The following is a 26,816-nucleotide window of genomic DNA, read 5'->3' on the forward strand; positions in this document are numbered from 1 at the left end:
TAGCTGAAAGAATGTAAATTTGTATTAAACAACTGATAACCTTTGAAAAATCTCGTCTTATTTGCTTCTGGTTCGGGTTCTAATGCCGAAAAAATTATCGAACATTTCAAAGGTTCCGACCAAGTTCAAATCACCCACATCTATTGCAATAACCCCATTGCAGGCATCATTCAGCGCGCAGAACGACTAGGCGTACCTTGCCGGGTTTTTGACCGAGAATCTTATAAGAACGGAACGGTGTTGAAAGAAGTTCAATCCCTACGAACAGATTGGATCATTTTAGCCGGCTTCTTGTGGTTAATTCCAGCCGATTTCGTGAAGGCATTCCCACAACGTATTGTGAATATTCATCCCGCTTTATTGCCCAAATTTGGCGGCAAAGGCATGTACGGTCATTTCGTACATGAGGCTGTTGTGGCGGCTGGAGAGAAGGAATCGGGAATCACGATTCACTATGTAAACGAGCATTATGATGAAGGTGCAACCATCTTCCAGAGTTCTTTCCCGGTGTTGCCGAGTGATACTCCAGAAGATGTCGCAAAAAAAGGCCAAGTATTGGAGCACCGGGATTTCCCTAGAGTGATCGAGTCGCTCGTTCTACCAGCCTCCTCCTAATACACGATACAAATTAATGGCGCGCATCCATTGATTACGCGATATCTCTAATAATTCTAATTCAGATCTCAACGCATTTTGCTGGGCTGTTAACACCTCTAAATAACTGGCGTTTGCCGTTAAAAATAAGGTGCCCACGGTATTGATGGCCCCTTTTGTTAGTAATACCTCGCGTTGCTTCAATTGTTGTTGGGCCTGTAAATAGGTCAACGACTTTACCTGGGTATCCCATTCTAAATAACCTTTGACTAAGGCATTTTGGTAGGCTAAATCCTGCGCCTTCCAGGAGGATTCCGTTCGCAACATCTCCGAGGTAATGGCAGATCTATTTAACCAAGGGGAGGTAATCCCTCCCAATAATTGATAGGCCATCGAAGCGGGGAGCTGAAATAAATAAGCCGGCTGAAAACCCTGTACCCCTAAAATTCCAGAAAGCACAATGGACGGCTTCAAAGCTAATGCCGCACTCTCTTTCGTTTCAAAAGCAGCCATCAGGTTTAATTTTGCCTGTTTTACATCTGGCCTCCGCCCTAATTGATCGATCTTTAAACGAGTAAACAAACTGGTATCCAACGCGCATTGGAAAGGAAATTTCGATCGGTGAATCGTTGCCGTAGGCTTATTTAAAAGGAATCGAATATCATTCTCTAAAGAAGTGATTTGTTGGAGCACATTACCTTCTTGCGCACGCGAGTTTAACCACTGTGCCTCTAGTTGTTGCACTGCCGATTCATTTACCGTACCCGCCTCTTTCTGCACTTGGACTAATTCAAAAGCTTTGCGCTGAATTTCAATATTGTTTTTTAAGATATCTAATTCTTTGTCTAAAGCGATTAACTGACCATAGGAACTGGCTACTTCTGCCACTAAAGAAGTTATCAACCATTGCTGACCTGACTCAGAAGCTAAATAACGGAGTGCGCTAGCCTTTTTCTTTTTAGCAAGCTTCCCCCAAATATCCAATTCCCAGCTCGACTGAAGACCAATTTGAAGATCAGGAAGGTGCTCAGGAATAATTTGATCTTTGGTGATATTAGTCGAAAACTGCGTATCGTAATTTCCCACCCCATCCATCGTGTACTTTCCAAATCGACGCAAACTAGGCTGAATGATCCCGTTAACGGTGGGTTTAAGCAGACCTCGTTGGTAGCCAAAATCCGCCTTTGCCATGGCTAACTGCAGAAATCCGATCTTGATATCATTGCTGCGAACTAATACCGAATCAATCAACTGCACTAATAAGGTATCTCGCTTCCAACATTCTTGTACATCAGCCACCGACTTTTCCTCTTCCGTATCTCGGTAGGTACCTAACTCAGCTTGCAATTTGTACTGCTCCTTCAGTAGACCTGAGGTGCAGGAACCTAGCACAAATGCGACACATAAGGCATATAAACTATTTTTCATTTTTTGACCATTTAGCCGAGAGCGTAGCGAAAACCACATACAATCCCGGAATTACTAATAAACCTCCAACTGTCCCTAAAATCATACCCCCCGCTGAGGCAGTACCGATGGTTCGGTTTCCAATGGCACCGGCTCCAGAAGCCACCATTAAGGGGATCAAACCTGCCACGAAAGCAAAGGAAGTCATCAAAATAGGGCGCAAACGAGAGAATGCCCCTTCTTTTGCGGCTTCGATGATGGAGGCTCCCTCCTTTTGTTTGGCAATCGCAAACTCCACAATCAAAATCGCATTCTTCCCTAATAAACCGATCAGCATCACCAGCGCTACTTGCGCATAAATGTTGTTCTGCAATCCGAATAGGTACAAGAAAGCATAGGTCCCCATCGCCCCCATCGGTAAGAAAAGAAGTACAGGGAACGGCAATAGGAAGGATTCATATTGCGCCGCCAGTAAGAGATACACAAAGAGCAGACAGATGGCGAAAATGAAAATCGCCTGATTACCCGCTAAATCTTCCTCCCGCGTCATCCCCGACCATTCTAGCGTATATCCCCGCGGCAAACTCTTAGCAGCTTGTGCCCGAATAATATCCAAAACGGCACCCGAACTGAAGCCCGGCGCCGGTTCACCATTCACCATCGCCGACGTAAACATATTGTAACGGGTAAACTGCTCCGGTCCATAGACACGTTTCATCTTCACGAAAGAGGAATAAGGCACCATTTCTCCATCCTTGTTTTTCGCATAAAACTTCAATACGTCATCCGGATGAGCCCGGTAGCGCGGATCGACTTGCACCATCACTTTGTACATTTGGCCAAAACGAATGAAGTTCGTCGCATAAAAACTACCTAACAGGGTTTGTAGATTATCCATCGCCGGAAGCACATTCACCCCTTTCTGAGCCGCTGCCTCTTGATCCACTTCCAGCATATACTGAGGGAAAGAAGGGTCAAAACTCGAGAAGGTATTTTGAATTTCAGGCGTTTCATTCAACTTCTTAGCGAAGTCATTCGATACGGCAGCTAACTTCTGCAAATCACCTGATCCACTTCGGTCCTGAATCCGGAATTCAAAACCAGACGCATTACCAAAACCCGGAACCGCTGGAGGCGGAAAGAATTGAATACTCGCCTCTTTAATGCCTTTGGTCTTTTCCCTGATGATTTCCGTTAACTCATCTACGGTCTCTTTCCGTTCCTCCCAAGGTTTCAACGTAATAATTCCCGTTCCGTATGAAGCTCCAGAGCCATCTGTTAATAAACTAAAGCCCGCCAGCGTGGAAAAAGACTCAATGGCATCTACGCCTTGAATGGATTTAAACACCTGGTCCATAACGCTTTCCGTTCGCTCTAAGGTCGCTCCTGCAGGAGTCGTCGCATTCACATACAGCGTACCTTGATCCTCCGAAGGAATAAATCCACTCGGAACAATCCCCGATAAGACCACCGTTCCAGCAACAGAGGCTAGTAAAATCATCCACATCAACAGGCGCTTACTAATCAAAGCTCCCACCCAAACCAGGTATTTCTGCGCAATCGCCTCATAACGCTGGTTAAAGGCATGGAAGAATTTACCTAACCAGCCCTTTTGATGATGCTCTGGTTTCTTCAAGAGCAAAACACAGAGTGCCGGCGTAAGTGTTAAGGCGGTTAGACCGGACAAGGCAATCGAGATCGCCATCGTAACGGAGAATTGTCGGAAAAACACGCCGATCGGCCCAGATAAAAAGGCCACTGGCACGAATACCGCACCCATCACTAAAGTGATCGCCAAAATCGCACCAGAAATTTCGTGCATCGCCTCTTGGGTGGCGGCTAGGACGGGCATGTCTTTTTCCTCCATTTTGGCATGGACCGCCTCCACGACGACAATCGCGTTATCGACCACTATACCGATGGCTAAAACCAGAGAGAAAAGGGTCAACAAATTAATCGAGAACCCGAAAGCGAGCATAAACGTAAATGTTCCTACGAGTGAAACTGGCACCGCAATAATAGGTACCAAGGTCGCTCGCCAGTCTTGCAAGAAAATAAACACGACAAGCGCCACTAAAATAAAGGCCTCTAATAAGGTCTTAATTACCTCGTGAATGGAAGCATCCAAGAAACGGGATACGTCATACGAAATCGTGAAGCCCATCCCCGGCGGGAAAGTGCTCGTTTTCAACTCCGCTAAGCGCTTCTTCACGTTTTCAATTACCTCGGCGGCGTTCGAACCCGGACGTTGTTTCAATAAAATCGCCGCAGACGGACGACCATTTTCTTTCGAAAGTACATCATAATCAAGCGACCCAAACTCCACATCGGCTACATCTTTCAAGCGCAAAATCTGGCCCGTCTCCGTCGCCTTAATAACTAGATTTTCATATTCCGTCACCTGCGTAAACTTACCCGTGTAGCGCATCACATATTGTAATGCCTGCGGATGCTTCCCCGAACTTTCGCCTATCTTACCCGGAGCTGCCTCCACGTTTTGATTCCGCAACGCTTGAATGACATCTTCTGCAGATAATTTATAGGCAAATAGGCGATCTGGGTGTAACCAAATACGCATGGCATACTCTCTTTGGCCCATAATATCCGCAAAACCCACCCCATCGATACGCTTCAACTCTGGTAAAACGTTGATGTCCGCAAAGTTATAAATGAACTTCTCATCGATGTCCTTGTCCTCACTAAGTAGGTTTACATACAAGAGCATACTGTTCACCTCTTTCTCCGTAATCACACCGGCCTTGATAACTTCCTCAGGTAATTCGTCCAAAACCGTTTGCACACGTGTCTGCACATTAACTGCCGCCACATCTGGGTCCGTCCCAACTTCGAAATACACCTGAATTATACTCGTCCCGTCGTTTCCTGAAACAGAGGTCATATAAGTCATCCCTGCCACACCATTGATGGCACGCTCTAAAGGCGTAACCACGGCTTTTGCACACACCTCCGCATTCGCCCCTGTATATTTAGTGGTTACGGTAACTGCGGGAGGTACGATATCTGGGAATTGGGTAATGGGCAATTGCTTCATCGCAATGACCCCTAAAATCACGATAAAGATCGATACAACGATCGACAATACCGGTCGAGTGATGAATTGTTGTACCATCTTATTGTGTTTTATAGTCCGCGAATAATTGACGCATTGGCTTGAAGGTCGACTTGATTTTTTGGCCTTGTTTCACTAATTGAATACCTTCCACAAGCACCGTGTCTTGTACCGAGAATCCATTTTTTACTAAATAGAAATGCGGAATTCTCAAGTCTGGCGCAATATTCTTCATCTTCACTTCGCCTGTAGGCGTCTTCACAAAAACATAACTTTTCTCCTGAATCTCAAAAACAGATTTCTGCGGAATAGCCCAGTACCCACTTATCTTTTTAGGCAATTGTACCTTACCGGAGGCCCCATGTCGTAATAGTTTTGATGGATTTGCGAAGCGAGCACGGAAAGCAATGTTTCCCGTATTTTTATCAAATTCCCCTTCAATCGTCTCCACGACACCCTTCTCCGGATACGTTTCCCCATTTGCTAACACTAAGTCCACAGCTGCAGATTTATTCACCCCTTCTTTTGCACTAAAAGCCAGGTATTCCTGCTCTGACACATTAAAGTAAGCATACACATTGTGGTTATCAGATAAGGTTGTCAGCAAGGTTCCTTCGTCTACCAAAGAACCACGCTTAAATGGCAATCGATCCACCATACCATCAAATGGTGCACGAATATTCGAGTGCTCCACTTTTAATTCAGCGGCTCGAACATGGGCCAAAGCTTCTTCCCGTTTCGCCCTTAGTCCATCCACTTTCGCTAACGAAATAGCTAATTGATTCTTAGAAATGACATTTTTATCCACCAGCAAACGGGTATTCACTAAAGTCAATTCCTCTGCCTTCAATTCCGCAGAAGCCTGGCTCAGAACCGCCTTCGCGCGGGCTAAATCAGCCACATATTCTTGGCTATTGATGGTAAACATGATTTGGCCTTTGCTGACCTGTTTTCCTTCATCGACTAAGATTCGATCTAGATAACCCTTCACGCGGGCACGGATCTCCACATTTTGAACGGCATGAATATCCGCTACAAATTCTTGCTGAATCGTGGTATCGATTGAAATGGGTGAAGAAACTTCGAGGGTTTGAATTTCTTCTGCCTCCTCTTTTTTTGTGGTGCAGGCGCTTAAAAGTAAAAAGCCGAATAGTAATTTTTTCATATCCACTTAGTTTGGTTTACCTCCATGCTGTTTATACGAGGTGTTATTTTTTTTCGTTTTAGAAGTGTCTGCAAATTGAATATTGGCATTCATTTGCTGGTACTTTGGTGTTTTAGCAGATGGCATTATCTTTTTTTCTTCCACCTTTATTTCAAGGTTTATTTTTTCTGTTACTGTCTTATTTATCTGATTTTTATAGTGCTTCCCCTGAGCATAGCCTATAAAAGTCAAACAGACAAACAAGACCATTGGGGCGAATGTTTGCATGATTCACGTATTTAATACCCTTGTGGGTATTATGACAAGAAAGATTTATGATTTTGTTTCAATAGGCACGCGTATTACGCCATGCGGGGAGGGGGGCTTACTTGTTCTAAAAGAACTTGTAATGGAGATGCCTTGTATTGATCTAGCATCTCTTGAACTGAAAAATTAACTAAAACGGGAGTAATTCCATCCGGTAAGGTCGCTGTAAATAAATCTTCAGCACCATCCTCTTCAGGAGAATCTTCTAGAGACATATCATAAGAAATTGTCGTTTTTTCCTGCTCGCGCAACGTATTAATCGCTAATGAAATTCCATCTTTCAATAGCAGACTAAATACGATAAAGCAGTAAATAACGATTCCTCTCATACTGTTAGTCCTTAATTTCTTCGTAGGGCACATAATCACCGTCGTCCGCCGGCTTAGTCTTCGTTTTGGAGGCAGTTGGAGGCACATAATCCACATCAATCGTACCCTCCTTGCGCTTGCGAGCTGAAGCTTGTTTCGCACGAATCTCCTGCTCAGACATCATTTTATGTGCCTGCGTGATGATGAAGCCCTTCATTAAAAAACGAATGAGCGGCATCACCACGTAAATCATCACTAAAATTATAGCAATTAATTTAAGCATCTTATCTACTTAGATATAAGTTTCTCTCACCATATACTTTGCGGAAAAAATCGTCTTTCAAATCATCAATGAAATAGATCGCCTCACCTGTCGACTTCATTTCTGGCCCTAATTCCATATTTACATTGGGGAATTTAGAGAAAGAGAATACTGGGATTTTAATCGCATATCCTTTCTTCACTGGCTTGAAGTTGAAGTCCTTCACTTTCTTATCTCCTAACATTACCTTCGTCGCGTAGTTCACATACGGCTCTTGGTATGCCTTACAAATAAATGGAACGGTGCGAGAGGCACGTGGATTCGCTTCGATGATGTATACCACTTCGTCTTTTACGGCGAATTGGATGTTTAATAGACCTTTGGTCTTCAAAGCCACCGCAATTTTACGCGTATGATCTTCGATTTGCTTGATCACCTTCTCCGATAAATCGAATGGAGGCAAAACCGAGTGAGAGTCACCGGAGTGAATACCCGCCGGCTCAATATGCTCCATCACACCGATGATATACACGTCTTCGCCATCACAAATCGCATCTGCTTCTGCTTCGATTGCGTTCTCCAAGAAGTGATCTAATAAGATTTTATTACCTGGGATATCGCGTAAGATATCCACCACGTGTTGCTCTAATTCTTGCTCGTTGATCACGATTTTCATCGATTGACCACCTAAAACGTAAGAAGGACGAACTAATAAGGGATACCCTAATTCACGGCCTAAAACCACTGCATTGTCTGCATCTTCACAAACCCCAAACTTAGGATAGGGAATATCTAAGTCTTTCAACAAGCTAGAGAAGGCACCACGATCTTCGGCTAAATCTAAGGCTTCGAACGAAGTACCTAGGATTTTAATGCCATATTTCGATAATTTTTCGGCTAATTTAAGGGCTGTTTGGCCACCTAATTGTACGATAACGCCTTCTGGTTTTTCGTGTTGAATGATGTCATACACGTGCTCCCAGAATACCGGTTCGAAGTATAATTTATCTGCGATATCGAAGTCCGTTGAGACAGTCTCTGGATTCGAGTTAATCATGATCGTTTCGTATCCTGCTTCTTTCGCCGCTAAAACGCCGTGAACACAAGAATAATCGAACTCGATACCTTGACCGATGCGGTTTGGACCAGAACCTAAAACAACTACTTTTTTACGAGTCGATGAAACTGATTCGTTATCAAGAACGGCTGATGCACCTTCTTGTCCAAACGTCGAGTAGTAATACGGTGTCTTCGCCTCAAATTCCGCTGCACAGGTATCCACACATTTGTAGATACGCTTGATCCCTACCTCGTTACGCTTGTCATACACTTCTGACTCTAGACAACGAAGCGTGTGAGCGATTTGTCGATCTGCGAAACCTTTGTGCTTCGCTTCTTCTAAAAGTATTGTTGGAATAGTGTGAATCGAGTATTTCTCCATTTCCTTCTCCACGCGCACTAGATCTTCGATTTGGTTCAAGAACCATTTGTTGATCTTCGTTAATTGTTGAATAGTTTTGAACGAAATACCCATTTTGAAGGCATCGTAGATATGGAATAAACGGTTCCAAGATGGATTCGCCAAAGAGTGCATAATCGCCTCTTGATCGCGCAATTCCTTGCCGTCCGCACCCATACCATTACGCTTGATCTCTAGAGATTGACACGCTTTTTGTAAGGCTTCTTGGAAATTACGGCCGATACCCATGGTCTCACCCACCGATTTCATCTGTAATCCTAAAGTACGATCTGCGCCTTTGAACTTATCAAAGTTCCAACGTGGCACTTTCACAATCACGTAGTCTAAAGCCGGCTCGAAATAAGCAGACGTCGTTCCCGTGATCGCATTCGTTAATTCATCTAAATTATAACCGATCGCCATTTTCGCAGCGATCTTCGCAATCGGATATCCTGTTGCTTTAGAGGCCAAAGCCGAAGAGCGAGATACCCGTGGGTTAATCTCAATCGCAATAATTTCATCCGTCTCTGGATTCAAAGAGAATTGAACGTTACATCCTCCCGCAAACTGACCGATCGCATTCATCATGTTGATGGCCATGTCACGCATACGCTGGTAAATCGTATCTGGAAGCGTCATTGCTGGCGCCACCGTGATCGAATCTCCCGTGTGAATACCCATCGGATCGAAGTTTTCAATCGAACAGATGATAATCACGTTCCCTAAATTATCACGTAATAATTCTAATTCGTATTCTTGCCAACCCATGATGGATTGCTCGACTAACACTTCGTGGGTAGGAGATGCGTGTAAACCTTTGTTCAAGGCTGCATCAAAATCTTTTGGGTCATGCACGAAACCTCCACCCGTTCCACCTAAAGTGAACGAAGGACGGATTACCAAAGGGAATCCTGTTTCTTGTGCGATTTCTTTTCCTTCCAGGAAGGAACGAGCCGTACGTCCTTTACAAACGCCTACCCCGATTTCTAACATCTTCAGACGGAATTTCTCGCGATCCTCTGTCGTTTCGATGGCTTTAATATCAACCCCGATGATGCGCACACCATATTTTTCCCAAATACCAGCCGCATCACAATCAATCGCTAAGTTCAAGGCCGTTTGACCTCCCATGGTAGGCAAAACTGCATCAATCTTGTGCATCTCTAAAATGTGAATGATGGACGCTTTTTCTAATGGCTTCAAGTATACGTGATCCGCATTCATCGGATCCGTCATGATCGTCGCCGGATTTGAGTTAATCAAAATCACCTCAATACCTTCTTCCCGTAAGGAACGAGCGGCTTGGGAACCGGAATAGTCAAATTCACAAGCTTGACCGATCACAATGGGACCAGAACCAATAATCAGGACGGATTTAATCGAGGAATCTTTAGGCACAGGGGGTATAAATTAAATTCTAAATGGATATGTCTTTTTTGGCTTGCTTGGTTAAGCTCCAAAATTGTGCAAAGTTAGCGTTTTAGGGTCGATTTCCAAAATAAAAAATAGACTTTTGCGGAGGTGAGGCAGAACCCAAAATTTCCCTTATTTTTGACAACAAATTGTAGAAATCGTGATAAAAATACTCGTAGCTTTTGATGAAAATAGGGTCATTGGGAAAAACAATGAACTAATTTGGCATTTGCCGGCGGATCTAAAAAGATTCAAGGCCTTAACCACGGGTCACGTGATCATCATGGGAAGAAAAACCTACGATTCCATCGGCAAGCCACTTCCTAATCGCACCACGATTGTTATTTCCCGTACACCCGGCTTACAAATCGAAGGTGTCATCTGCACCACCTCCATCGAGGAAGCTATTTTGAAAGCAAAGTCGCTAAGCCGCGAGGATATTTTTATCGTGGGAGGTGCTGAAATTTATGCCTTGTCTTTAGCTGTAGCGGATCAAATTTTGGTGACGCAATTACATGATATTTTTGAGGGCGATGCCTTTTTCCCAGAAATCCCGGCATCCGAATGGGAGGTGACTGAAAAAGAACGCGGCGTGACGGATGAGAAAAATGCGTACCAATACAGCTATTTGACCTACAGCAGAAAATGATTCATAAAATAGACTTATCCGCCGAGGCGATCTCGATCGACTCCTATTACCGTTTCCTGCAGGATCCGGTGGCTGGCGGCATTTGTCTTTTTATCGGAACCATCCGAAATAAGAATCAAGGAAAAGACGTCAAGGCCTTAACGATGGAAGCCTACCCTCCCATGGCTTTGAAACAAATCGAATTATTGTGTGAGCAGGCGGCTTCGAAATGGCCTGTGGAGCGCATTGCCTTAGTTCACAGAACCGGACCTTTGGAAATCGGAGATATTGCGGTTTTAATTGGTGTTACTTCGGTACACCGGGCTGAGGCTTTCAAAGCCTGTGAATGGCTGATCGACACCTTGAAACAAGAAGTACCTATTTGGAAAAATGAATTTTATGAGGACGGATCGTCTTGGTTAGTTCCCCATCCCTGAGACCATCAGGCTGCAGCCGCGCATTTCCGAATTATCGAAACGGCCTAGTACTTTAAATCGCACCCCATCCTCCTCCAGCGAACCTAAATCCCGTGTTTCGATAAACGCGCAGGAATCAATATTGCCTAAATCCGCGATCTTAATTCCTCCCGTTTTATGTGCTTGCGTCACCAAAGCAAACGGATCACTCACCTCCCGCAAACAAACGCGCATTGTATAAGCCGGCGTAAATATTCCCTGCGATTTCGCATAGCCTTGTGAGAATAATTCGGTCATTCCATATTCGGAGGCGATTGAATCAAGCCCCATCTTTTCTTGCAAATACGCGTGTACCTTATCTCTTATCCACTCTTCGCGACGACCTTTCATCCCACCCGTTTCCATTACGATTAATTGATCTTTGTGCTCTTTCAAAAAGGATAAATCGATTCCTGAATCAACTAAATCCAATAAACCAAAAGTGACGCCCATCAACCAAACCTTTTTGTCCATGGCCAAAGCTTGACGCAAAGCATCTACCAGAGAATCGTATTGATTCAGATAAAAACCCGATAAATCCGACTGAGATTCCTTGATGAAATGATCCATCATGAAGACCAGCGAAGAAGTCGAACGCTCTAAATAAGAAGGGAGCAATGCGAAAATATGGTAATCACTGAGCGGACCATATTCCCGCTCGAAGGCAATCTTAGAAATCTGTTGGTAAAATCCGGGATCGCAAACAGGGTGTTTCGAGGGAATTTGACCCGTCGTTCCTGAACTTTCAAAAGAGAATAAAACAGGTTCAGCCCCCGTTAATACCTGATGATTTTTAAATAATTCAATGGGCAAAAAAGGAACCTCCGCCCAATGTGTTATTTTTTCAAGGGATACACCAGAAAGCTGAATATATTGCTGATAAAGCGGGTTATTTTCAGCCTGAAAACGAAAAACATCCAAGGCCAGGGCATCAAAATCCGCCTCCTGCATGTGCAGAACCCGGTTTTTAAGTTCTTTCCTCTGTTCGTTGATCGTTTGACCCATTTGATTTCGCTAGATGTAGCGCAAAATTAACGCAAATCATTAACTTTACTGCTGAAATTTTCAAAGGAATCCATGCGGAAATTAGTGGGCATATTCGGGGTATTATTAATGGGACTAGGTGCTTGTGTACAAGAACCTACGTTCAGCTCTACGCCTGCTATCTCATTCAAGTCGATTCAAAAGATTACTAAAACCAGTAATGACGGATTCGGTGGCACCACGAAAATCGATTCGGTCATCATGAGTATTAACTTTCAAGACGCCGAAGGAGATTTAGGACTAACCGAAGCTCAATTAAAGGCTGATCCGAAATACAAGGATTTTCGCAATTTCGAGGTAGCCGTGATGTTACGAAAGAATGGCGTATTTATCCCCATCACCTTCACGCCAGCCTTAGGTGGTTTAATGAACTTTAATTTTAAACCGAATCAGAAATCAGGCCCTATCGAGGGAAGTATCGATTACTCTACTCAATTTGTCTATGCCTTTTATAAGGGCTATAGCCCTCAATTCACGGCAAAAAACGACACTTTGAAGTTCAAAATTTTCATCAGAGACAATGCTTTGAATCAAAGTAATACGATCGAGACGGATCCCATTGTGATCTTTAAGGACTAAAGACTCTTCAGTTTTTTATAGATCTCCGGCTGCAATCGGTAGGTAAACATGCGCTGATCACGTTCATCTAACTGAATATCTAAAATTTCCTCATCGACAAAGATCAGCCCTAAGGTTTTGCTGAAATTCTCAATCAACTTTGCTCTAAACTGACGCTGTGACTCCGGAGTGCTTTTATGCTTCCCAAAAAAGGCAATAATCTGATGCCCATTCACAAAGCCTTGCTCGTAATTTAATATCAAAAAGTCCAGGAACAGACGCTCATTTGCCCCTAACAAAAAGCGAATGGATTTCTTTAATTTATTACGCTTAAATCGACGGTAAATCTCAAATATCAAGCCCACGGCTAAAATGGCAAATAGCACAGCACCGAATGCCGCAAATCGCTCGTACCATGGCACTTCATCTAACGTACCTATATATTCCGCCTCTCTTATAAGGGCTTGAACAGAAACCAATGTAAAACCAGGTTCCTCAACGGAGGCTTTTACTAAATTATTGGACCAAACTAAAGAATCTCCACTCACATGCATATAGGTTTCAGGGTCATCTCCTCGCTGTGCATTTAAGTAGATTCGGTGGGGATTTTTCCATTGATACACTTTAAAATCATCTTCCACATCAATAAAGAACATCGTATCATAGGCGAAATCTTTATTGGGTTTGTCTGAGATAATAAAATAGCGGCCATTGAAGACGTAGGGCTTGGTATCTTTGGAGTCTAAGAAATTGCGAACAATATCGAGTTTGATTTCTCCTAGACGAGTGAATTTTTGATTAAAAAAATCATACTCATAGATTCCGTAATCCCGATTAAAGGCTGTTTTCTTCTCCGTATCGTTCATATGAACGGTACTCAATAAATAATAGCGATCTTTTTTAGCTGAATACCCTGAAATCCCATCGAAAATCGATGCTGGAATATCGCCTTCGGCAGCAATGCTCATCCATTCTTTGGCAATAAAATCGAATTTCGTCAAGATATTATTAGATCTCCAAAAACCATATCCGCCAAAGGAATAAACATCATCACCCCGCATAAAAATGCTACTCAGGCAATTCGCCCCCCTAAAAAAGGTCTGATCCAAGCGTTTCAAAGTCCAATTAGACTTATCTAATTCATACATCTGACCCGTGCAATGAATCGTTAGGTAATACTTCGCCGATTTTCCAATTTGAAATTCATGGATACCCTCTGATCCAGGCAAAATATCTTCAAAATTGACATTGACAGAACTCAAGGTATCTACTGCAACCCAACCAGTTTGGGGTTGATAGCGCGAAATTTCATGCGTAACTAGGTGCAAACGTAAATAATTGATGGACTTATCTTCTTGCCATTTAATATACTGTCCCAGGCCGCTGAAGGCGATTTGAGTAAACAAGAAGAGGAACAGAATCGCTTTTTTTAGCATTTAGATGTGGTTGCGTCCTCAAAAATAACTAATTTTGTAAATTAACAAGTTTATTTAGCATTCAACGCATGACATTACATAGAGAAGGACGGACCCTATTATTCACTTCATTACTCATCGTATTAGGTATTAATGGCCTGGTTGCGTATTTCTTCCCTGAAAATGTTTATTTGAGAGAGACCATCGTGGTCATCACCTCTTTATTTTATCTCGTTATCTTACAATTTTTCCGTGTTCCAAAGCGCGTGACGGAGATTAACCCGAAGCACATCATCGCCCCAGCGGATGGAAAAGTCGTTGTAATCGAAGAAACCGTAGAAACAGAGTATTTCAACGGACCACGTCGCCAGGTGTCGATCTTTATGTCACCGATTAACGTGCACGTTAACTTCAATCCTATTTCTGGAATTGTATCTTATTTCAAATACCACCCAGGCAAATTTTTGGTGGCTTGGCATCCTAAATCAAGTACAGAGAACGAGCGCACAACTTACGTTGTGAAGCACGAAAATGGCACAGAAGTATTGTTTCGCCAGATTGCAGGTGCTTTAGCGAAACGCATTTGCTGGTATGCGAAAGAAGGGGATGCTGTCGTTCAAGGAACGGAATTCGGCTTCATTAAATTCGGTAGCCGTATCGATATCTACTTGCCATTAGACGCAGAAATCTGTGTGAATATCGATGACAAACCAGTAGGAGGCGAAACGGTGATTGCTAAGTTAGCTTAAGACCACGAAGTCCAAGACTCCTCAATCAACTTGATGATTTTCTCTAGACCTTCCTGATCCACTTCAGAGAAGTCCGCTAATTGATCTGAATCCAGATCAAAAACAAGCACAACCTCGCCATTCACGATGGCAGGCAAAACAATCTCCGATTTCGAGGCTGACGCACAGGCGATGTGCCCCGGAAAAGCCTCCACATCTGGAACTAAAACTGTCTCCCGAGTCGTATAAGCATGCCCGCAAACGCCTTTGTGAAAGGGTATTCGGGTACATGCCACAGGACCTTGGAATGGACCTAAGACTAATTGATCGTCTTTTGTCAAATAAAACCCTACCCAGAAAAAGCCAAATACCTCATGCACCGCCGCAGCGATGTTTGCTAGGTTTGCATATTTATCTGCCTCTCCTGCTAATAGAGATTGAATTTGGGGATAAAGTGAGGCGTATTTCTCCTTACGACTTCCCTCGATTTTGATTAGATCCTCTGCCATCTTATGCGAAATATCGTTTTAACCACGTCGTATCCGCTCTTTGTAACCAGCCTGAGCGGTAGGCTCCTAATGATTCGGTTTGTAATGGAATAATCTGTGTAGCGCGATCTAATAAAGGATTATTCTTTAGAGCAGTCAATGGAATCAAGGTTAGTTCGTCGCCATCTACGACTGCCGTGCTTCTATCAAAGAAATCGATGCCTAATTCAGCACCCATCTCTTTAAACCAGCGGGTCGAAGCATCGATGGAACAGCCGGAGGCTGCGTTGACAGTTTCGTCTACTGCGATCACAATCACTTGCTGAAAACGAATCTCAAATGAGGCATTCAAACCAGCTCCATGTGCCGCCCACTGGGTTAAAGCAGGGGCTAAATAGTTTTCAATTGCTTGGGTTTCCGACGCTGAAAAAGGTCGGTTCGCCTGATATACCCACACGCGGGAGTGATCGGGCATTTGTTCTATCGGTAGATACATAATTTTACATGGATTGCTGAACGAGTTCAGCTAAATCTACTACTTGGATGTGTTTTTCTTTGCCTACTTTATTCAAGCCGTCTTGGACCATAACCATACAGAATGGGCAAGCTAAGGCTACTTTGGTGACGCCAGAATCCACCATTTCTTTTACTCTCTTCACCTGCACGTCTTCGCCCCCGGCTTCTGGTTCTTTGAAAACTTGAGCGCCTCCGGCTCCACAGCAGAGTCCTTTGGTTCTACAACTTTTCAACTCGATTAGTTCCTTTTTTAATCCGGAAATGATTTCGCGAGGAGCTTCGTAAACACCATTTCCTCTTCCTAGGTAGCAAGAATCGTGGTAGGCCACTTGTTCTAAAGACGTATCGTCAGAAGCTTTTATTTTTCCGGCGCTGATTAATTCTGCCAAAAGCTGGCTATGGTGAATCACCTCATAAGTTCCGCCTAAGCCTGGGTATTCATTTTTTAAGGTATTGAAACAATGCGGACAAGCCGTCACAATCTTCTTCACTGCATAGAGGTTCAAGACCTCGATATTAGCCATCGCTTGCATTTGGAACAAGAACTCATTCCCTGCTCTTCTCGCCGGATCTCCCGTGCAAGATTCTTCCGTGCCTAAAACCGCAAAAGAGATACCCACTTTCTGTAAGATCTCCGAAAAGGCGCGTGTTACTTTCTTGTGGCGATCATCAAATGACCCCGCACATCCTACCCAAAAAAGAAATTCTGGCTGTTCCCCCGCTGCGGCGAATTCAGCCATCGTTTTGATCTTTTCCATTAGCTCTTTTGTTGCTCTCGCATTTGCGTCACAGTTAACCTACTGCCATCATCGCTCCAACCTGGAGGCCCAAAAACATAACCCAATGCAGATTTAATACTCTTAGCTTTAGCCACGTCCTTGATCATTTGCACCCACTCATAAAACGCAATTTTAGCTGGGTTATAGCTTTCAATCTGCTTCGTTAAACCGTATTGAGGACGTTGATTCTCGGATACAAAGGACCCGAACATCCGATCCCAAATGATCAACACGCCCGCATAATTCGTATCCAGATAATCTAGATCCGTGCCATGGTGCACCCGGTGATGTGACGGTGTATTTAAAATATATTCAAACCAACGGGGCATCTTATTAATCAATTCTGTGTGTATCCAATACTGATACAACAAACTAGTTTGCTGGAAGAACATCACGATAAATGGGTGAACACCGATCAAGGGCAACCAAAGCCAAAAGATAAAACCTCCGGATAGATTGCCTGTCCAAGTTTGGCGCAAAGCCGCGGCTAGATTGTACTTAGGAGACGAATGGTGCACCATGTGTGAAGCCCAATAAAAACGAACGACATGCGAGATGCGATGCACCCAATAATAGGTCAAATCCTCCCCAAAAAAGGCGAGCACCCAAACGGGCCAGCTTTGGCCTAAATCAAACAGTTTCCAGTTATTGTACACATAAAAGGAGGCACCCACGGTGATGGCCTTGGTTACAAATCCGATCCCTAAATTCCCCAAACCCAAACCAATCGAAGTCATCGAATCCTTCGCCTCCACATAGTCCCGGTGCGTCTTGTACAGGATATAGGATTCCAACAAAACAGTGAAAAGGAAAAATGGAACGGCATATAAAATCAAAGCTGGACCCATATTAGTTTAATTTAAAACGTTACGTAAAAAGGCTTCAGACGATGCAATCGGCGCATCCGTCAACTTGCCTAATAAATTAGAGGTTATCACGTGATTACCAGAATTCGGAAAGGCCTCCGATTTTTTCAAACCAGCCGGCGTTCCTAATTGTTCAAACATCTCCTTCATCGCATCCACCGAAACCACGTTATCTTGGTGCTCTTCATCCTTGTAATAATAGCCCATAAATATGGGTATTTTCACCTTTTCAAAGACCTCCTTAGTCATCGCATGAGTCAATAAATTTTGAACAGCTACCACACCTTCTAGCCGATAATGCAAGCTCCAATTCTCCGCATGACCCTTCGCCATCACCGGAATATCGCGGTAATCGCTTCCCGTTATCAAATGAGCCATCTGTAAACCCCAAGGATTATCTAAAAGCGTCGCATTCGGATCCTTAATGGCAATGCAAGGACCGTATAACATCAACGCTTTTATCTCTGGATGCTTTGAAGCTAAAATAAGTGACATAGCACCCCCAAAAGAAGTGCCTAACACCACCACCTCATCGCCTAATTTCTTGGCGATGGCATAGTAGTTTTCCACGCTTTGGTAATACTCATCCGCCGTCACCTTCGCAAAGGTTGAATCAGAATCCGGCACCCCGTGACCTGCCACGCGAGCTAACAAAAGATTAGCCCCGAATCTCTTTGCCACTTCCCGGTGCAAAGGATCTCCTTCCATGGGCGAGGCAGAGAATCCGTGCACATACATGAATACGACTTTTGTTTTCTTGGGTTGAGCAGAATCTGCCCAAATAATGCGCGCTTCATTCCCTGGTTTCAAAACCGTGGCCGATTCCTTAGTGGCAATGTATTCCGGCATCGCTTGGGCTGAATCCGGAATATCCGTCCAACTTGCTTGACCAGCTAAAACAGGTGCCTCGGGCTTAGGACCCACTAAATAAAGAGCAATTAAAACCCCTAAAATCAATGCTATTTTTTTCATACTTATTCTTTAGCCCAATTCAGACGATAGGCCGGATTAAATTTCCACGGACTTTGGTTTGTTTCTACGTTTGCAAACATGGCATTCCACGCACCAGGTGCATCCGATAATTCCATAATCTGAAAACGACGCATCTCTAAAATAATACTCAAAGGCGACAGCTCCATCGGACAGGCCTCCACACAAGCCTGACAAGAGGTACAAGCGCGTAATTCTTCGGCAGATATTCGATCAAATAAAGATTTCCCATCTTCCACAAAAGTGCCTTTATTCGCTTTCAAAATACCCCCTACTTCCTCTAGTCTATCACGGGTATCCATCATGATTTTGCGAGGGGAAAGTGCGCGGCCGGTTTGGTTTGCTGGACATTGTTCTGTACAACGACCACATTCCGTGCAAGAATACGCATCCAATGCGTTCTTCCAGGTCAAATCCATCACATCTTTCGCTCCAAACTTCGCCGCACTAGCCGCCTGCTCCTCTACCGGCTGACCTAACATCAACTTCACTTCATGTGTCACCGAAGGCATAGCAGACATCTTCGACGATGATTCTAAACTAGAGAAATAGGCGGAAGGGAAAGCAAAGAAAATATGCAGGTGTTTCGAATACGTCACATACAAGGCAAAGGCTAGAATTCCGGCGATGTGAAACCACCAGGCTCCACGCTCGAGTAGAACGAGTGATCCGGTAGAAAATGTTTCGAAAAGAGGCATCAATGAACCCGAAATAACAAAGGATCCCACGGGAAGGTAATGCTCCACTCCACGCGTTTGCAATACGGCATCTGCCCCATTCATCGCCCACAAGGCCCCCATTAAAACGACCTCGATAAGTAGAATTTGATAGGCGTCTTTTACAGGAAAACCGGCTAATTCCTGGTGATTCGAAGCCTGTAAACGACGGATTCGAAACACACCCCGACGCAGAAAAAAGAAGACACACGCTACAAAAACACCTGCTGCTAAAATTTCAAAAAAGTTTAATAAACCCGTGTAAAAAGAGCCCAAGAAAGGAGCAAACAAGCGATGGGTTCCTAAAATTCCATCCAGTACTATCTCCAATACCTCGATATTAATTAACACAAAACCGATATAAATCAGGAAGTGAAAGAAGCCGACGATGGGCTTGGAGAACATCTTTTTTTGACCGAAAGCTAACAACGCCATGCGCTTAAATCGCTCCGAAGGCTGGTCATGTAATTCAACTGGTCTGGCAAGACGAATGGTTTGAATAATAAGCGAGAAACGCTGATAAATCACATACGCCATTCCCCCTAAAAGGGCGATAAATAGTAGTTGAGGCAAGTAGTTCATCGTTGATGTAGAAATTACATAAATGTAATAAAAATTCTACGATAATTCCTTTTTCAAAAAGCGTCCCGTGTGACTATTTTTCTCTTTCGCAATCTGCTCCGGGGTTCCGCTCGCGATCAACTGACCACCCGCATTCCCTCCTTCTGGACCCATATCGATCAGGTAATCGGCCACTTTGATCACATCCATATTGTGTTCGATGATCAAGACCGTATTTCCCTTATCGACTAATTTCTGTAATACATCTAAAAGCAAGCGGACATCTTGGAAGTGTAATCCGGTCGTCGGTTCATCTAACACATAAAGTGTTTTACCCGTATCTTTTTTCGATAATTCTTCGGCTAGTTTCACACGCTGTGCTTCACCTCCAGAAAGAGTTGTTGCGTGTTGTCCTAAGGTGATGTATCCCAAACCTACTTCGGATAAAGTCTGCACCCGGCGGAATATGCGTGGTTGGTTTTCGAAGAATTCCAAAGCCTGCTCTACCGTCATATCCAACACATCCGAAATCGATTTTCCTTTAAAGCGAACTTCTAATGTTTCTCGATTAAAACGCTTTCCTTTACAAGTCTCGCATTCCACTAAAACATCTGGCAAGAACTCCATCTCAATCTTTTTGCGACCGGCCCCTTCGCAACCTTCACAACGACCGCCCTTCACATTGAAGCTAAAACGACCTGCCTTGTAACCCCGAATTTTCGACTCTGGCAATTCACAATACAGCGTACGAATATCGCTATACATATTTGTATAAGTTGCCGGATTCGAGCGAGGGGTGCGACCGATGGGACTTTGGTCCACTTCGATCACCTTATCGATATTCTCTAATCCCGTAATGGCTTTATGCGGCATCGCATCGCGCTTCGTGCGATCGAAATGCTGCTTCAATTTCAACACCAAGGTATCATGAATCAAGGTCGATTTTCCAGAACCTGAAACACCTGTTACGACGGTTAAAGTACCCAAAGGCAATTTCACCGACACGTTCTTCAAATTATTTCCAGTCGCCCCTTTCAATTCAATAGTCAAACCATTGCCTTTGCGGCGAACGGCAGGAATTGAAATCTCCAGTGCTCCATTTAAATAGGCCGCCGTAGGTGTCTTTAATTTCAAAAACTCAGCTGGTGTACCCGAACCTACCACATTACCTCCATGGCGTCCAGCACCCGGCCCAATATCCAAGATATAATCCGACTCCAGCATCATGTCCTTGTCGTGTTCCACGACTAAGACCGAATTACCTAAATCGCGCAAATCTTTCAACGCCTGAATCAATTTCTCATTATCACGCTGGTGCAAACCGATACTCGGTTCATCCATGATATACAGAACACCCACGAGTTGAGTTCCTATTTGCGTTGCTAGACGAATACGTTGCGCCTCTCCACCCGACAGACTCTTCATCGGTCGATCTAGCGTCAAATAGGTCAAGCCAATTTGGGTCAAAAAACCTACCCGTTTTCTGATTTCCTTCAACACTTCCACCCCGATCTGCTGCTGGCGATCGCTCATCCGCGTTTCCACATCTGAGAACCAGGCCTCTAGTTCGTTGATGTCCATTTGGGCTAATTGACCAATGTGCTTATCTGCAATGCGGAAGTGCAAAGATTCTTTCTTCAATCGATATCCGTCGCATTCTGGACATTTCTTGATGATCATAAAATCCTTCAACCAGTCCTGCGTCTTCTCCGAACCTGACTCCTGCTGGCGCTTCAAGAAATTAACAATCCCATCGTATTTCGTATTCCACTCCGTCCCCTCGTATTTCTTCGAAGGCACCGCCACTGGTTCCTCAGAACCATAGAGCATTAATTCAACGGCCTCCGCAGGAAACTTCGCAATGGGAGTAGAAAGACCTACTTTAAATGGCTTCAATAAAACTTCCAATTGTTTGAAAATCCACAACTCCCGGTATTCCCCGATCGGTGCAATGGCACCCCGAATGATACTTAGAGAGCGATCCGGAATGACCGAATCTTCTGTGATTTCTTCCACCACACCTAGGCCATTGCAACAAGGGCAAGCCCCGTAAGGACTGTTAAAAGAAAAGGTATTCGGTGCGGGTTCGTCGTAAGACAAACCTGTCGCTGGATCCATTAAGGTCTGCGAGAAGTAATGTAATTTATCTTTGGCATCCAGGACATACACTTGCCCTTTGCCTTGGTTCATGGCGGTTTGTAGGCTTTGGGACAAACGTAAACGTTCGTCTTCCGTCACCACTAAACGATCCACTACGATTTCGATATCGTGTACTTTGAAACGATCGACCTGCATCTTCGGTTCGATGTCCATTATTTCCCCGTCAATCCGCACCTTCGTATATCCCCACTTCGCAATTTGCACGAATAATTCTCGGTAATGCCCTTTACGACCTTTGACTACGGGTGCAAGCAAAACGACTTTGCCTTTATTGAATTGAGTTAATAAGGTTTCAATGATTTGATCGACTGACTGCTTGACCATTTTCTCTCCTGATAGGTAAGAAAAGGCTTCCCCAGCACGGGCATAAAGTAGACGCAAGAAATCGTAGATTTCGGTAGTCGTACCTACCGTAGAGCGGGGGTTTTTAGAAGTGGTCTTTTGTTCGATGGAGATTACGGGGGAAAGTCCTTCGATCTTGTCTACGTCCGGGCGTTCCATGTTTCCAAGGAAGGAACGAGCATAGGCGGAGAAGGATTCCATGTAGCGTCTTTGGCCCTCTGCATAAATCGTATCAAAGGCTAAAGACGACTTTCCCGAACCAGAAATACCCGTCACCACCACGAGCTGATTGCGCGGAATGGAAACGTCAATATTCTTTAAATTATGCTCGCGTGCACCCAGCACTTGAATGTGGGAAAATCCGGTAGAATCTGATGCTTTTGAAGCCATAGTTTGGGAATCGATCGATCCGCAAAGGTACAAAAAAAGAGGCTGCCCTTAAAGGGGCAGCCTCAAACTAATTTTAAATAAATCTTATTTGTTCAACAATTCGTCGAAAGTGATGCTCACATAGTAAATGCTGCCCACTAATGGGTTACCCCAACCAGTTGTATAAGCAACGCCACCTAAGTTTGTACCACCTACTTTGATGATTGACTTAATCTCAGACACCTTCTTGCTTACTTGCATATCTAATGTAGAGAAAGCTGGAATCATCGATAATTGTTGTTGGTTCACCACTTGGTTTACGAATGATGATTGCCAAACAAACTGATCTTGGTATCTCCAAGTTGCGTTAAAGCCCCAACCCGAATTTCCGATGTTACGGTTTCCTAAAGAAACGTTTGTACGGTATTCAGGCGTATTGAAGCCTAATTGGTAGTTAGATAAACCACCTGCATCTTTAACAGCGTTATAAGATACGTTAGATCCTAGAGACCAACGCTTTCCTAAATCGTAATCGATACCTAAGCCCCAACCATTGGTTACCACTTCGTTATCCACATTAGATGGGAATGAGAAGTAGTTCAATGTACCTGCTAAAGTCGTGCTAGGCTGAGCTACTACTTGACCAGCAGAGAAGTTAGTGAAGTTAGATTGGTAAGCATAGAAATCAACTAACATCTTAGGAGTAATCATTCCTTTGTAACCGATTTCATATGTTTGAACCTGCTCTGGCTTCCACTCTTTTGACTTGTAAGTCACCCACTTCGTAGGATCCGTTTGATTGGCTAACACAGATTGTAACGTATACGAGTTACCAGATAACTTGTAACGATCTTGAACTACAGCTAAACCACCAAGTAAACGAGCAGATGGTGTTAACAAGTTAATGTATTGATCTTGTGTCGTAGGGATACGGAAACCTGTCTGAGCAGAAACTCGGAAGTTAGACGTTCCTTGCGTATACACACCTGAAATACGTGGGCTATATACGCCTTTAAAGTTTTCGTTCTTATCAAAACGAAGTGAACCTGTTACTTTGAAATGATCCGCAAAGAATTTCTTAGATGCTTGTGCATACGCACCGTACTCGTTGATAGAGAACTCTTTTCCATCATCCGTTAAAGCAAATAAAGTTCCTTCTGAGTTCAAGGCATATTGACGGAAGTTTGCACCTACGATCAATTCTACTTTGTTATTCAATTTCTCAGTCAAGTTATACATACCCTCTAAGTGGTAAAGAGCTGACTTATCTGTAAACTTAGCACCTTGAGGTAATGCTTTCGCTTTAATCGCCTCTACTGCCGCGTTAAATCCAGCAGTACCTGGAACTAAACGACCCACATCTGCCTTCGCACGAGCTGTACCATGGTAGAAAGGGAATGAAGATTGTGTACTAGCTACAGCTAAACCTACTGCTGAAGCTGGTGCCACACCCTTTAAAAGGTTTGTTTGTAATACCGTTCCAAAGTTTGTCAAAGCTAATCCTGCAAACGTAGAGAAATACTCTGGGTACCAAGCCGTAGATGGCTTAGCCACTTCGTTCACTAACTGACCTAAAGTTCCTGTTGCATACGCATCACCAGAATTCTCTTGTGTCGTATAAGCGCGAACGAAGAAGTTAGAACCCTTTAACTCTGCCTTGTATTGACCCATTGAGAAGTTCTTGATCGAGTAACGATCAGCACCTGTGTACATCGTTGTACCTTGGCCATAAGATCCTTGTAAAATCAATTCAACCTTATCGTTAAAACGGTAGTGTAAAGCTGCGTTAAACTTGATGTTACGGTTTGCATAAGAAGAAATATCCCGCTCTGCATAACCTTCACGAGAAATGTTCACGTTAGGTACAATGTAACCTAAGATAGCCGCTGGAGTTAATAAACCACCAGTAGCAGCAGAAATAGAATTAATACCTGCTGTTAATGGATTTGTTGGAACGCCTAATAATGGACGTAAAGAAGATAACATATTTGCATTTGTCTCATCACCATACACACTTACACCATTATAAGCTAAGTTAGTTCCACGAGAACCTGCACCTAATACCGTTCCATTTAATAAAGATTGGTCACGTGTATCTGTTGCTTGCCAATCTTCTGCACTCAATTGATTAAAGTTTAACTTGAAAGCTAACTTATTATTGAATGCTTTTGCATAACGAATCGAAATATCACCATAAGGTGTCGTTGCCTCCGTACGGTTGCTCGCATACATCGCTCCCGTTTTCACTTGAGCAGATAAGCCTTGGAATAAGAAAGGTGATTTCGAATCCATTAGGATGATACCATTGATTGCATTAGGACCATATAAAGCCGAAGCTGCACCTGGCAATAAATCCACTGATTGTAAATCTAATTCAGAGATACCTACGATATTTCCTACGGAGAAGTTCAAACCTGGTGCTTGGTTATCCATACCGTCGATCATTTGAACGACACGTACGTTACCATTGCTATTAAATCCACGCATACCGATAGACGAGAAAGACACCGATTGCGAACTTACCTCTACGCCTTTGATGTTACGCATCGCATCGTAAAAAGAAGCTGCTGGAGTCTCACGAATGGCACGAATATCCATACGCTCTACAGAAACTGGAGATTGCATAACGCTTTCCTCCACACGAGAAGCAGAAACAACTACATCTTGAGCTAAGAAGGATTGCTCTTTTAAAGCAATTTGAAAATCTGTTTTATTTCCTTTAACGGGAATTTCTTGACGCTCATATCCTACCATCGAAACTACGATTGTTAGGGCGCCTGCTTTGTTAGTAGATAATGAAAAGTTACCTTTTGCATCTGAAATAGTTCCAGTTACAGCTCCTTTTACTCCGATACTAACACCAATTAATGGCTCTTTAGAATCTGCATCCATTACCTTTCCACCTAACTTAGTCTGAGCAAATGCAGAAGCACTTAAGAACAGAATAAGCGCTAGGCTAGGTAAAATCTGTTGTACAATTTTTTTCATAATGGGTGTTTTTAATGACACAATTTGTTTTTAGGTACTCGAATTACAACAAAAATAAAGAAGATTTACTTATCAAGCACTAAGTGGTATTAAAAAATTACTAATTTTTCCGAAAATAATTTAATCTAGCTTACCGCTCAATCATTTTATTTTAAAAAGGAGGATTAAACTAGTAGCTTTGTACATAAATTTCCTCTATGAGAGCCGTTGTATTTGTTTCCTTACTTTTACTGAGCGCTTGCGCCAGCAACCAGACACCTTATGTCTTGACTACTAGATGGAAAGACGCTCCTGTGCCAGCTGCCGCAGACTATGCAGATCCGGCCTCTTGGTCCGCTTTACCGAATCGATTTGATGCCGCTGACCTAGTTCCAAAGAAGTCTGGTTTCAGCGATGGTCAGGCGAATGCAAAAGCAGATGTGTTTTTCATCCACCCAACTATATTAACCTACAAACCGGAGAATGAATATGTTTGGAATGCATCGGTGACCGATGCTGCATTAAACGTGCGAGTAGATAGCTCCACCATTTTGAATCAAGCCACCGCCTTCAATGCTGCGGGTAGAATTTTTGCACCACGCTATCGCCAAGCGCATTACCAAGCTTTTGTAACGGAATATAAAGAGGACAAAGACGCCGCCTTGGAGGTTGCCTATTCAGATGTAAAAAGAGCCTTTGACTATTATTTAGCTCATCACAATAACGGACGTCCTATTATTATTGCAGGTCACAGCCAAGGTACAGTCCATGCGACCCGTTTATTGAAAGAATATTTTGACGGAAAAGAATTAGGCAAACAATTAGTGGCAGCCTATATCATCGGAATTGCGACCCCTAAAAACACTTTTACTAATATCCCGGTTTGTGCTAACCCTAGTCAAACGGGCTGTTTTGTAGCCTATACTACTTTTTTACAAGGCTATTTACCGCCCTGGCACCCGGGAACAGTAACCGATTTAGCTTCCGTTAATCCATTGACATGGTCATTAGATGAGAATTTTGCTTCGAAAGAAAAAAATCTAGGCGGCGTATCGTATGGGTTTAAGTATGTCAAACAGTTTGCGGATGCGCAGAATCACCAAGGCCTTTTGTGGACGAACACCCCTTACGTACCGGGTCGTAGTTTTGTCAAATTAAAAAACTGGCACAAAGCCGACATTAATTTATTTTACCAGAACATTCGGGAAAACGCTGTACACCGTGTAGAGACGTTTCTTAGCCAAAAATAA

The 26,816-nt window shown here is 43.5% G+C and carries 23 protein-coding genes; 6 read left to right on the forward strand and 17 right to left on the reverse strand.

The features are described from left to right. The first annotated feature begins 42 nt into the window (after positions 1-42). On the forward strand, positions 43-615 hold the full coding sequence (gene purN / locus V7S74_RS10205; protein ID WP_406778659.1) for a phosphoribosylglycinamide formyltransferase: 573 nt from the start codon (positions 43-45) through the stop codon (positions 613-615). Here the strand turns inward: purN and V7S74_RS10210 are convergent. The 7 genes from V7S74_RS10210 to carB form a co-directional block, all read right to left on the reverse strand. Beyond that, on the reverse strand, positions 598-2,022 hold the full coding sequence (locus V7S74_RS10210) for a TolC family protein (protein WP_406778660.1): 1,425 nt from the start codon (positions 2,020-2,022) through the stop codon (positions 598-600). The two genes, purN and V7S74_RS10210, sit on opposite strands and share 18 nt — an antisense overlap. Beyond that, the gene (locus V7S74_RS10215) at positions 2,012-5,131 is read right to left on the reverse strand and encodes an efflux RND transporter permease subunit (RefSeq protein WP_406778661.1); all 3,120 of its coding nucleotides are present in this window, start codon (positions 5,129-5,131) and stop codon (positions 2,012-2,014) included. Before V7S74_RS10215 ends, V7S74_RS10210 begins: the two co-directional genes overlap by 11 nt. A 1-nt stretch (position 5,132) precedes the next feature. Next, complete coding sequence (locus tag V7S74_RS10220; RefSeq protein ID WP_406778662.1) at positions 5,133-6,236, reverse strand: efflux RND transporter periplasmic adaptor subunit; 1,104 nt, start codon at positions 6,234-6,236, stop codon at positions 5,133-5,135. A gap of 6 nt (positions 6,237-6,242) precedes the next feature. Beyond that, on the reverse strand, positions 6,243-6,503 hold the full coding sequence (locus V7S74_RS10225) for a hypothetical protein (protein WP_406778663.1): 261 nt from the start codon (positions 6,501-6,503) through the stop codon (positions 6,243-6,245). Between the two features lie 74 nt (positions 6,504-6,577). After that, positions 6,578-6,871 carry a hypothetical protein gene (locus V7S74_RS10230; protein ID WP_406778664.1) on the reverse strand — a complete coding sequence of 98 codons (294 nt, stop codon included), beginning with the start codon at positions 6,869-6,871 and terminating at the stop codon, positions 6,578-6,580. 4 nt (positions 6,872-6,875) lie between these two features. Further along, positions 6,876-7,133, reverse strand: a complete 258-nt coding sequence (locus V7S74_RS10235; protein WP_406778665.1) for a DUF4834 family protein — start codon at positions 7,131-7,133, stop codon at positions 6,876-6,878. 1 nt (position 7,134) lies between these two features. Further along, positions 7,135-9,969: a carbamoyl-phosphate synthase large subunit gene (gene carB, locus V7S74_RS10240; RefSeq protein ID WP_406778666.1), complete on the reverse strand. Its 2,835-nt coding sequence runs from the start codon at positions 9,967-9,969 to the stop codon at positions 7,135-7,137. Positions 9,970-10,144: 175 nt separating this feature from the next. Between carB and V7S74_RS10245 the strand changes: the two genes are divergently transcribed. Together V7S74_RS10245 and V7S74_RS10250 are read left to right on the forward strand one after the other, a co-directional pair. Continuing rightward, on the forward strand, positions 10,145-10,633 hold the full coding sequence (locus tag V7S74_RS10245) for a dihydrofolate reductase (RefSeq protein ID WP_406778667.1): 489 nt from the start codon (positions 10,145-10,147) through the stop codon (positions 10,631-10,633). Beyond that, on the forward strand, positions 10,630-11,049 hold the full coding sequence (locus V7S74_RS10250) for a molybdenum cofactor biosynthesis protein MoaE (protein WP_406778668.1): 420 nt from the start codon (positions 10,630-10,632) through the stop codon (positions 11,047-11,049). The genes V7S74_RS10245 and V7S74_RS10250 overlap by 4 nt, the downstream gene beginning before the upstream one ends. On the opposite strand, the gene V7S74_RS10255 is transcribed toward V7S74_RS10250, so the two are convergent. Beyond that, complete coding sequence (locus tag V7S74_RS10255; RefSeq protein WP_406778669.1) at positions 11,032-12,072, reverse strand: acyl transferase; 1,041 nt, start codon at positions 12,070-12,072, stop codon at positions 11,032-11,034. The genes V7S74_RS10250 and V7S74_RS10255 overlap by 18 nt on opposite strands. Before the next feature lie 72 nt (positions 12,073-12,144). Between V7S74_RS10255 and V7S74_RS10260 the strand changes: the two genes are divergently transcribed. Next, positions 12,145-12,690 (forward strand): hypothetical protein, encoded by a 546-nt coding sequence (locus tag V7S74_RS10260; protein ID WP_406778670.1) that lies wholly within the window; start codon positions 12,145-12,147, stop codon positions 12,688-12,690. Here V7S74_RS10260 and V7S74_RS10265 read toward each other — a convergent pair. Then, positions 12,687-14,105, reverse strand: coding sequence for a hypothetical protein (locus V7S74_RS10265; protein WP_406778671.1), 1,419 nt, complete (start codon positions 14,103-14,105; stop codon positions 12,687-12,689). The two genes, V7S74_RS10260 and V7S74_RS10265, sit on opposite strands and share 4 nt — an antisense overlap. Before the next feature lie 68 nt (positions 14,106-14,173). Here V7S74_RS10265 and V7S74_RS10270 point away from each other — a divergent pair, with 68 nt between their 5' ends. Beyond that, positions 14,174-14,833, forward strand: a complete 660-nt coding sequence (locus tag V7S74_RS10270) for a phosphatidylserine decarboxylase family protein (protein ID WP_406778672.1) — start codon at positions 14,174-14,176, stop codon at positions 14,831-14,833. Here the strand turns inward: V7S74_RS10270 and V7S74_RS10275 are convergent. The 8 genes from V7S74_RS10275 to V7S74_RS10310 all read right to left on the reverse strand — a co-directional run bounded on the left by V7S74_RS10275 (position 14,830) and on the right by V7S74_RS10310 (position 25,587). After that, the gene (locus V7S74_RS10275) at positions 14,830-15,321 is read right to left on the reverse strand and encodes a GAF domain-containing protein (protein ID WP_406778673.1); all 492 of its coding nucleotides are present in this window, start codon (positions 15,319-15,321) and stop codon (positions 14,830-14,832) included. The two genes, V7S74_RS10270 and V7S74_RS10275, sit on opposite strands and share 4 nt — an antisense overlap. A gap of 1 nt (position 15,322) precedes the next feature. Continuing rightward, on the reverse strand, positions 15,323-15,796 hold the full coding sequence (locus V7S74_RS10280) for a hypothetical protein (protein WP_406778674.1): 474 nt from the start codon (positions 15,794-15,796) through the stop codon (positions 15,323-15,325). A gap of 4 nt (positions 15,797-15,800) precedes the next feature. Next, positions 15,801-16,574 (reverse strand): (Fe-S)-binding protein, encoded by a 774-nt coding sequence (locus V7S74_RS10285; RefSeq protein WP_406778675.1) that lies wholly within the window; start codon positions 16,572-16,574, stop codon positions 15,801-15,803. Then, positions 16,574-17,443 carry a sterol desaturase family protein gene (locus V7S74_RS10290; RefSeq protein ID WP_406778676.1) on the reverse strand — a complete coding sequence of 290 codons (870 nt, stop codon included), beginning with the start codon at positions 17,441-17,443 and terminating at the stop codon, positions 16,574-16,576. Before V7S74_RS10290 ends, V7S74_RS10285 begins: the two co-directional genes overlap by 1 nt. Positions 17,444-17,449: 6 nt before the next feature. Then, entirely contained in the window at positions 17,450-18,433 is a 984-nt protein-coding gene (locus tag V7S74_RS10295) for an alpha/beta hydrolase (protein WP_406778677.1), read from the reverse strand. Positions 18,434-18,435: 2 nt separating this feature from the next. Next, a complete protein-coding gene (locus V7S74_RS10300) occupies positions 18,436-19,749 on the reverse strand; it encodes a 4Fe-4S dicluster domain-containing protein (protein WP_406778678.1) in 1,314 nt (437 codons plus the stop codon). Positions 19,750-19,785: 36 nt separating this feature from the next. Beyond that, the gene (gene uvrA / locus V7S74_RS10305) at positions 19,786-22,620 is read right to left on the reverse strand and encodes an excinuclease ABC subunit UvrA (protein WP_406778679.1); all 2,835 of its coding nucleotides are present in this window, start codon (positions 22,618-22,620) and stop codon (positions 19,786-19,788) included. An 84-nt stretch (positions 22,621-22,704) separates the two neighbouring features. Next, entirely contained in the window at positions 22,705-25,587 is a 2,883-nt protein-coding gene (locus V7S74_RS10310) for a TonB-dependent receptor (RefSeq protein WP_406778680.1), read from the reverse strand. Between the two features lie 197 nt (positions 25,588-25,784). Between V7S74_RS10310 and V7S74_RS10315 the strand changes: the two genes are divergently transcribed. Then, positions 25,785-26,816: a DUF3089 domain-containing protein gene (locus V7S74_RS10315; RefSeq protein WP_406778681.1), complete on the forward strand. Its 1,032-nt coding sequence runs from the start codon at positions 25,785-25,787 to the stop codon at positions 26,814-26,816.

This window comes from Aquirufa novilacunae, from assembly GCF_045310505.1.
GTDB classification, from domain to species: Bacteria; Bacteroidota; Bacteroidia; order Cytophagales; family Spirosomataceae; genus Aquirufa; species Aquirufa novilacunae.

Excerpts from the sequence above, each read along its gene's own strand:
- V7S74_RS10310 (WP_406778680.1), bottom strand. The coding sequence starts at position 25,587 with ATGAAAAAAATTGTACAACAGATTTTACCTAGCCTAGCGCTTATTCTG.
- V7S74_RS10225 (WP_406778663.1), bottom strand. The coding sequence starts at position 6,503 with ATGCAAACATTCGCCCCAATGGTCTTGTTTGTCTGTTTGACTTTTATA.
- V7S74_RS10280 (WP_406778674.1), bottom strand. The coding sequence starts at position 15,796 with ATGTATCTACCGATAGAACAAATGCCCGATCACTCCCGCGTGTGGGTA.
- V7S74_RS10300 (WP_406778678.1), bottom strand. The coding sequence starts at position 19,749 with ATGAACTACTTGCCTCAACTACTATTTATCGCCCTTTTAGGGGGAATG.
- V7S74_RS10255 (WP_406778669.1), bottom strand. The coding sequence starts at position 12,072 with ATGGGTCAAACGATCAACGAACAGAGGAAAGAACTTAAAAACCGGGTT.
- V7S74_RS10220 (WP_406778662.1), bottom strand. The coding sequence starts at position 6,236 with ATGAAAAAATTACTATTCGGCTTTTTACTTTTAAGCGCCTGCACCACA.
- V7S74_RS10215 (WP_406778661.1), bottom strand. The coding sequence starts at position 5,131 with ATGGTACAACAATTCATCACTCGACCGGTATTGTCGATCGTTGTATCG.
- V7S74_RS10275 (WP_406778673.1), bottom strand. The coding sequence starts at position 15,321 with ATGGCAGAGGATCTAATCAAAATCGAGGGAAGTCGTAAGGAGAAATAC.
- V7S74_RS10250 (WP_406778668.1), top strand. The coding sequence starts at position 10,630 with ATGATTCATAAAATAGACTTATCCGCCGAGGCGATCTCGATCGACTCC.
- V7S74_RS10295 (WP_406778677.1), bottom strand. The coding sequence starts at position 18,433 with ATGAAAAAAATAGCATTGATTTTAGGGGTTTTAATTGCTCTTTATTTA.
- V7S74_RS10210 (WP_406778660.1), bottom strand. The coding sequence starts at position 2,022 with ATGAAAAATAGTTTATATGCCTTATGTGTCGCATTTGTGCTAGGTTCC.
- V7S74_RS10290 (WP_406778676.1), bottom strand. The coding sequence starts at position 17,443 with ATGGGTCCAGCTTTGATTTTATATGCCGTTCCATTTTTCCTTTTCACT.
- V7S74_RS10260 (WP_406778670.1), top strand. The coding sequence starts at position 12,145 with ATGCGGAAATTAGTGGGCATATTCGGGGTATTATTAATGGGACTAGGT.
- V7S74_RS10265 (WP_406778671.1), bottom strand. The coding sequence starts at position 14,105 with ATGCTAAAAAAAGCGATTCTGTTCCTCTTCTTGTTTACTCAAATCGCC.
- V7S74_RS10235 (WP_406778665.1), bottom strand. The coding sequence starts at position 7,133 with ATGCTTAAATTAATTGCTATAATTTTAGTGATGATTTACGTGGTGATG.
- uvrA (WP_406778679.1), bottom strand. The coding sequence starts at position 22,620 with ATGGCTTCAAAAGCATCAGATTCTACCGGATTTTCCCACATTCAAGTG.
- V7S74_RS10230 (WP_406778664.1), bottom strand. The coding sequence starts at position 6,871 with ATGAGAGGAATCGTTATTTACTGCTTTATCGTATTTAGTCTGCTATTG.
- V7S74_RS10270 (WP_406778672.1), top strand. The coding sequence starts at position 14,174 with ATGACATTACATAGAGAAGGACGGACCCTATTATTCACTTCATTACTC.
- V7S74_RS10315 (WP_406778681.1), top strand. The coding sequence starts at position 25,785 with ATGAGAGCCGTTGTATTTGTTTCCTTACTTTTACTGAGCGCTTGCGCC.
- V7S74_RS10285 (WP_406778675.1), bottom strand. The coding sequence starts at position 16,574 with ATGGAAAAGATCAAAACGATGGCTGAATTCGCCGCAGCGGGGGAACAG.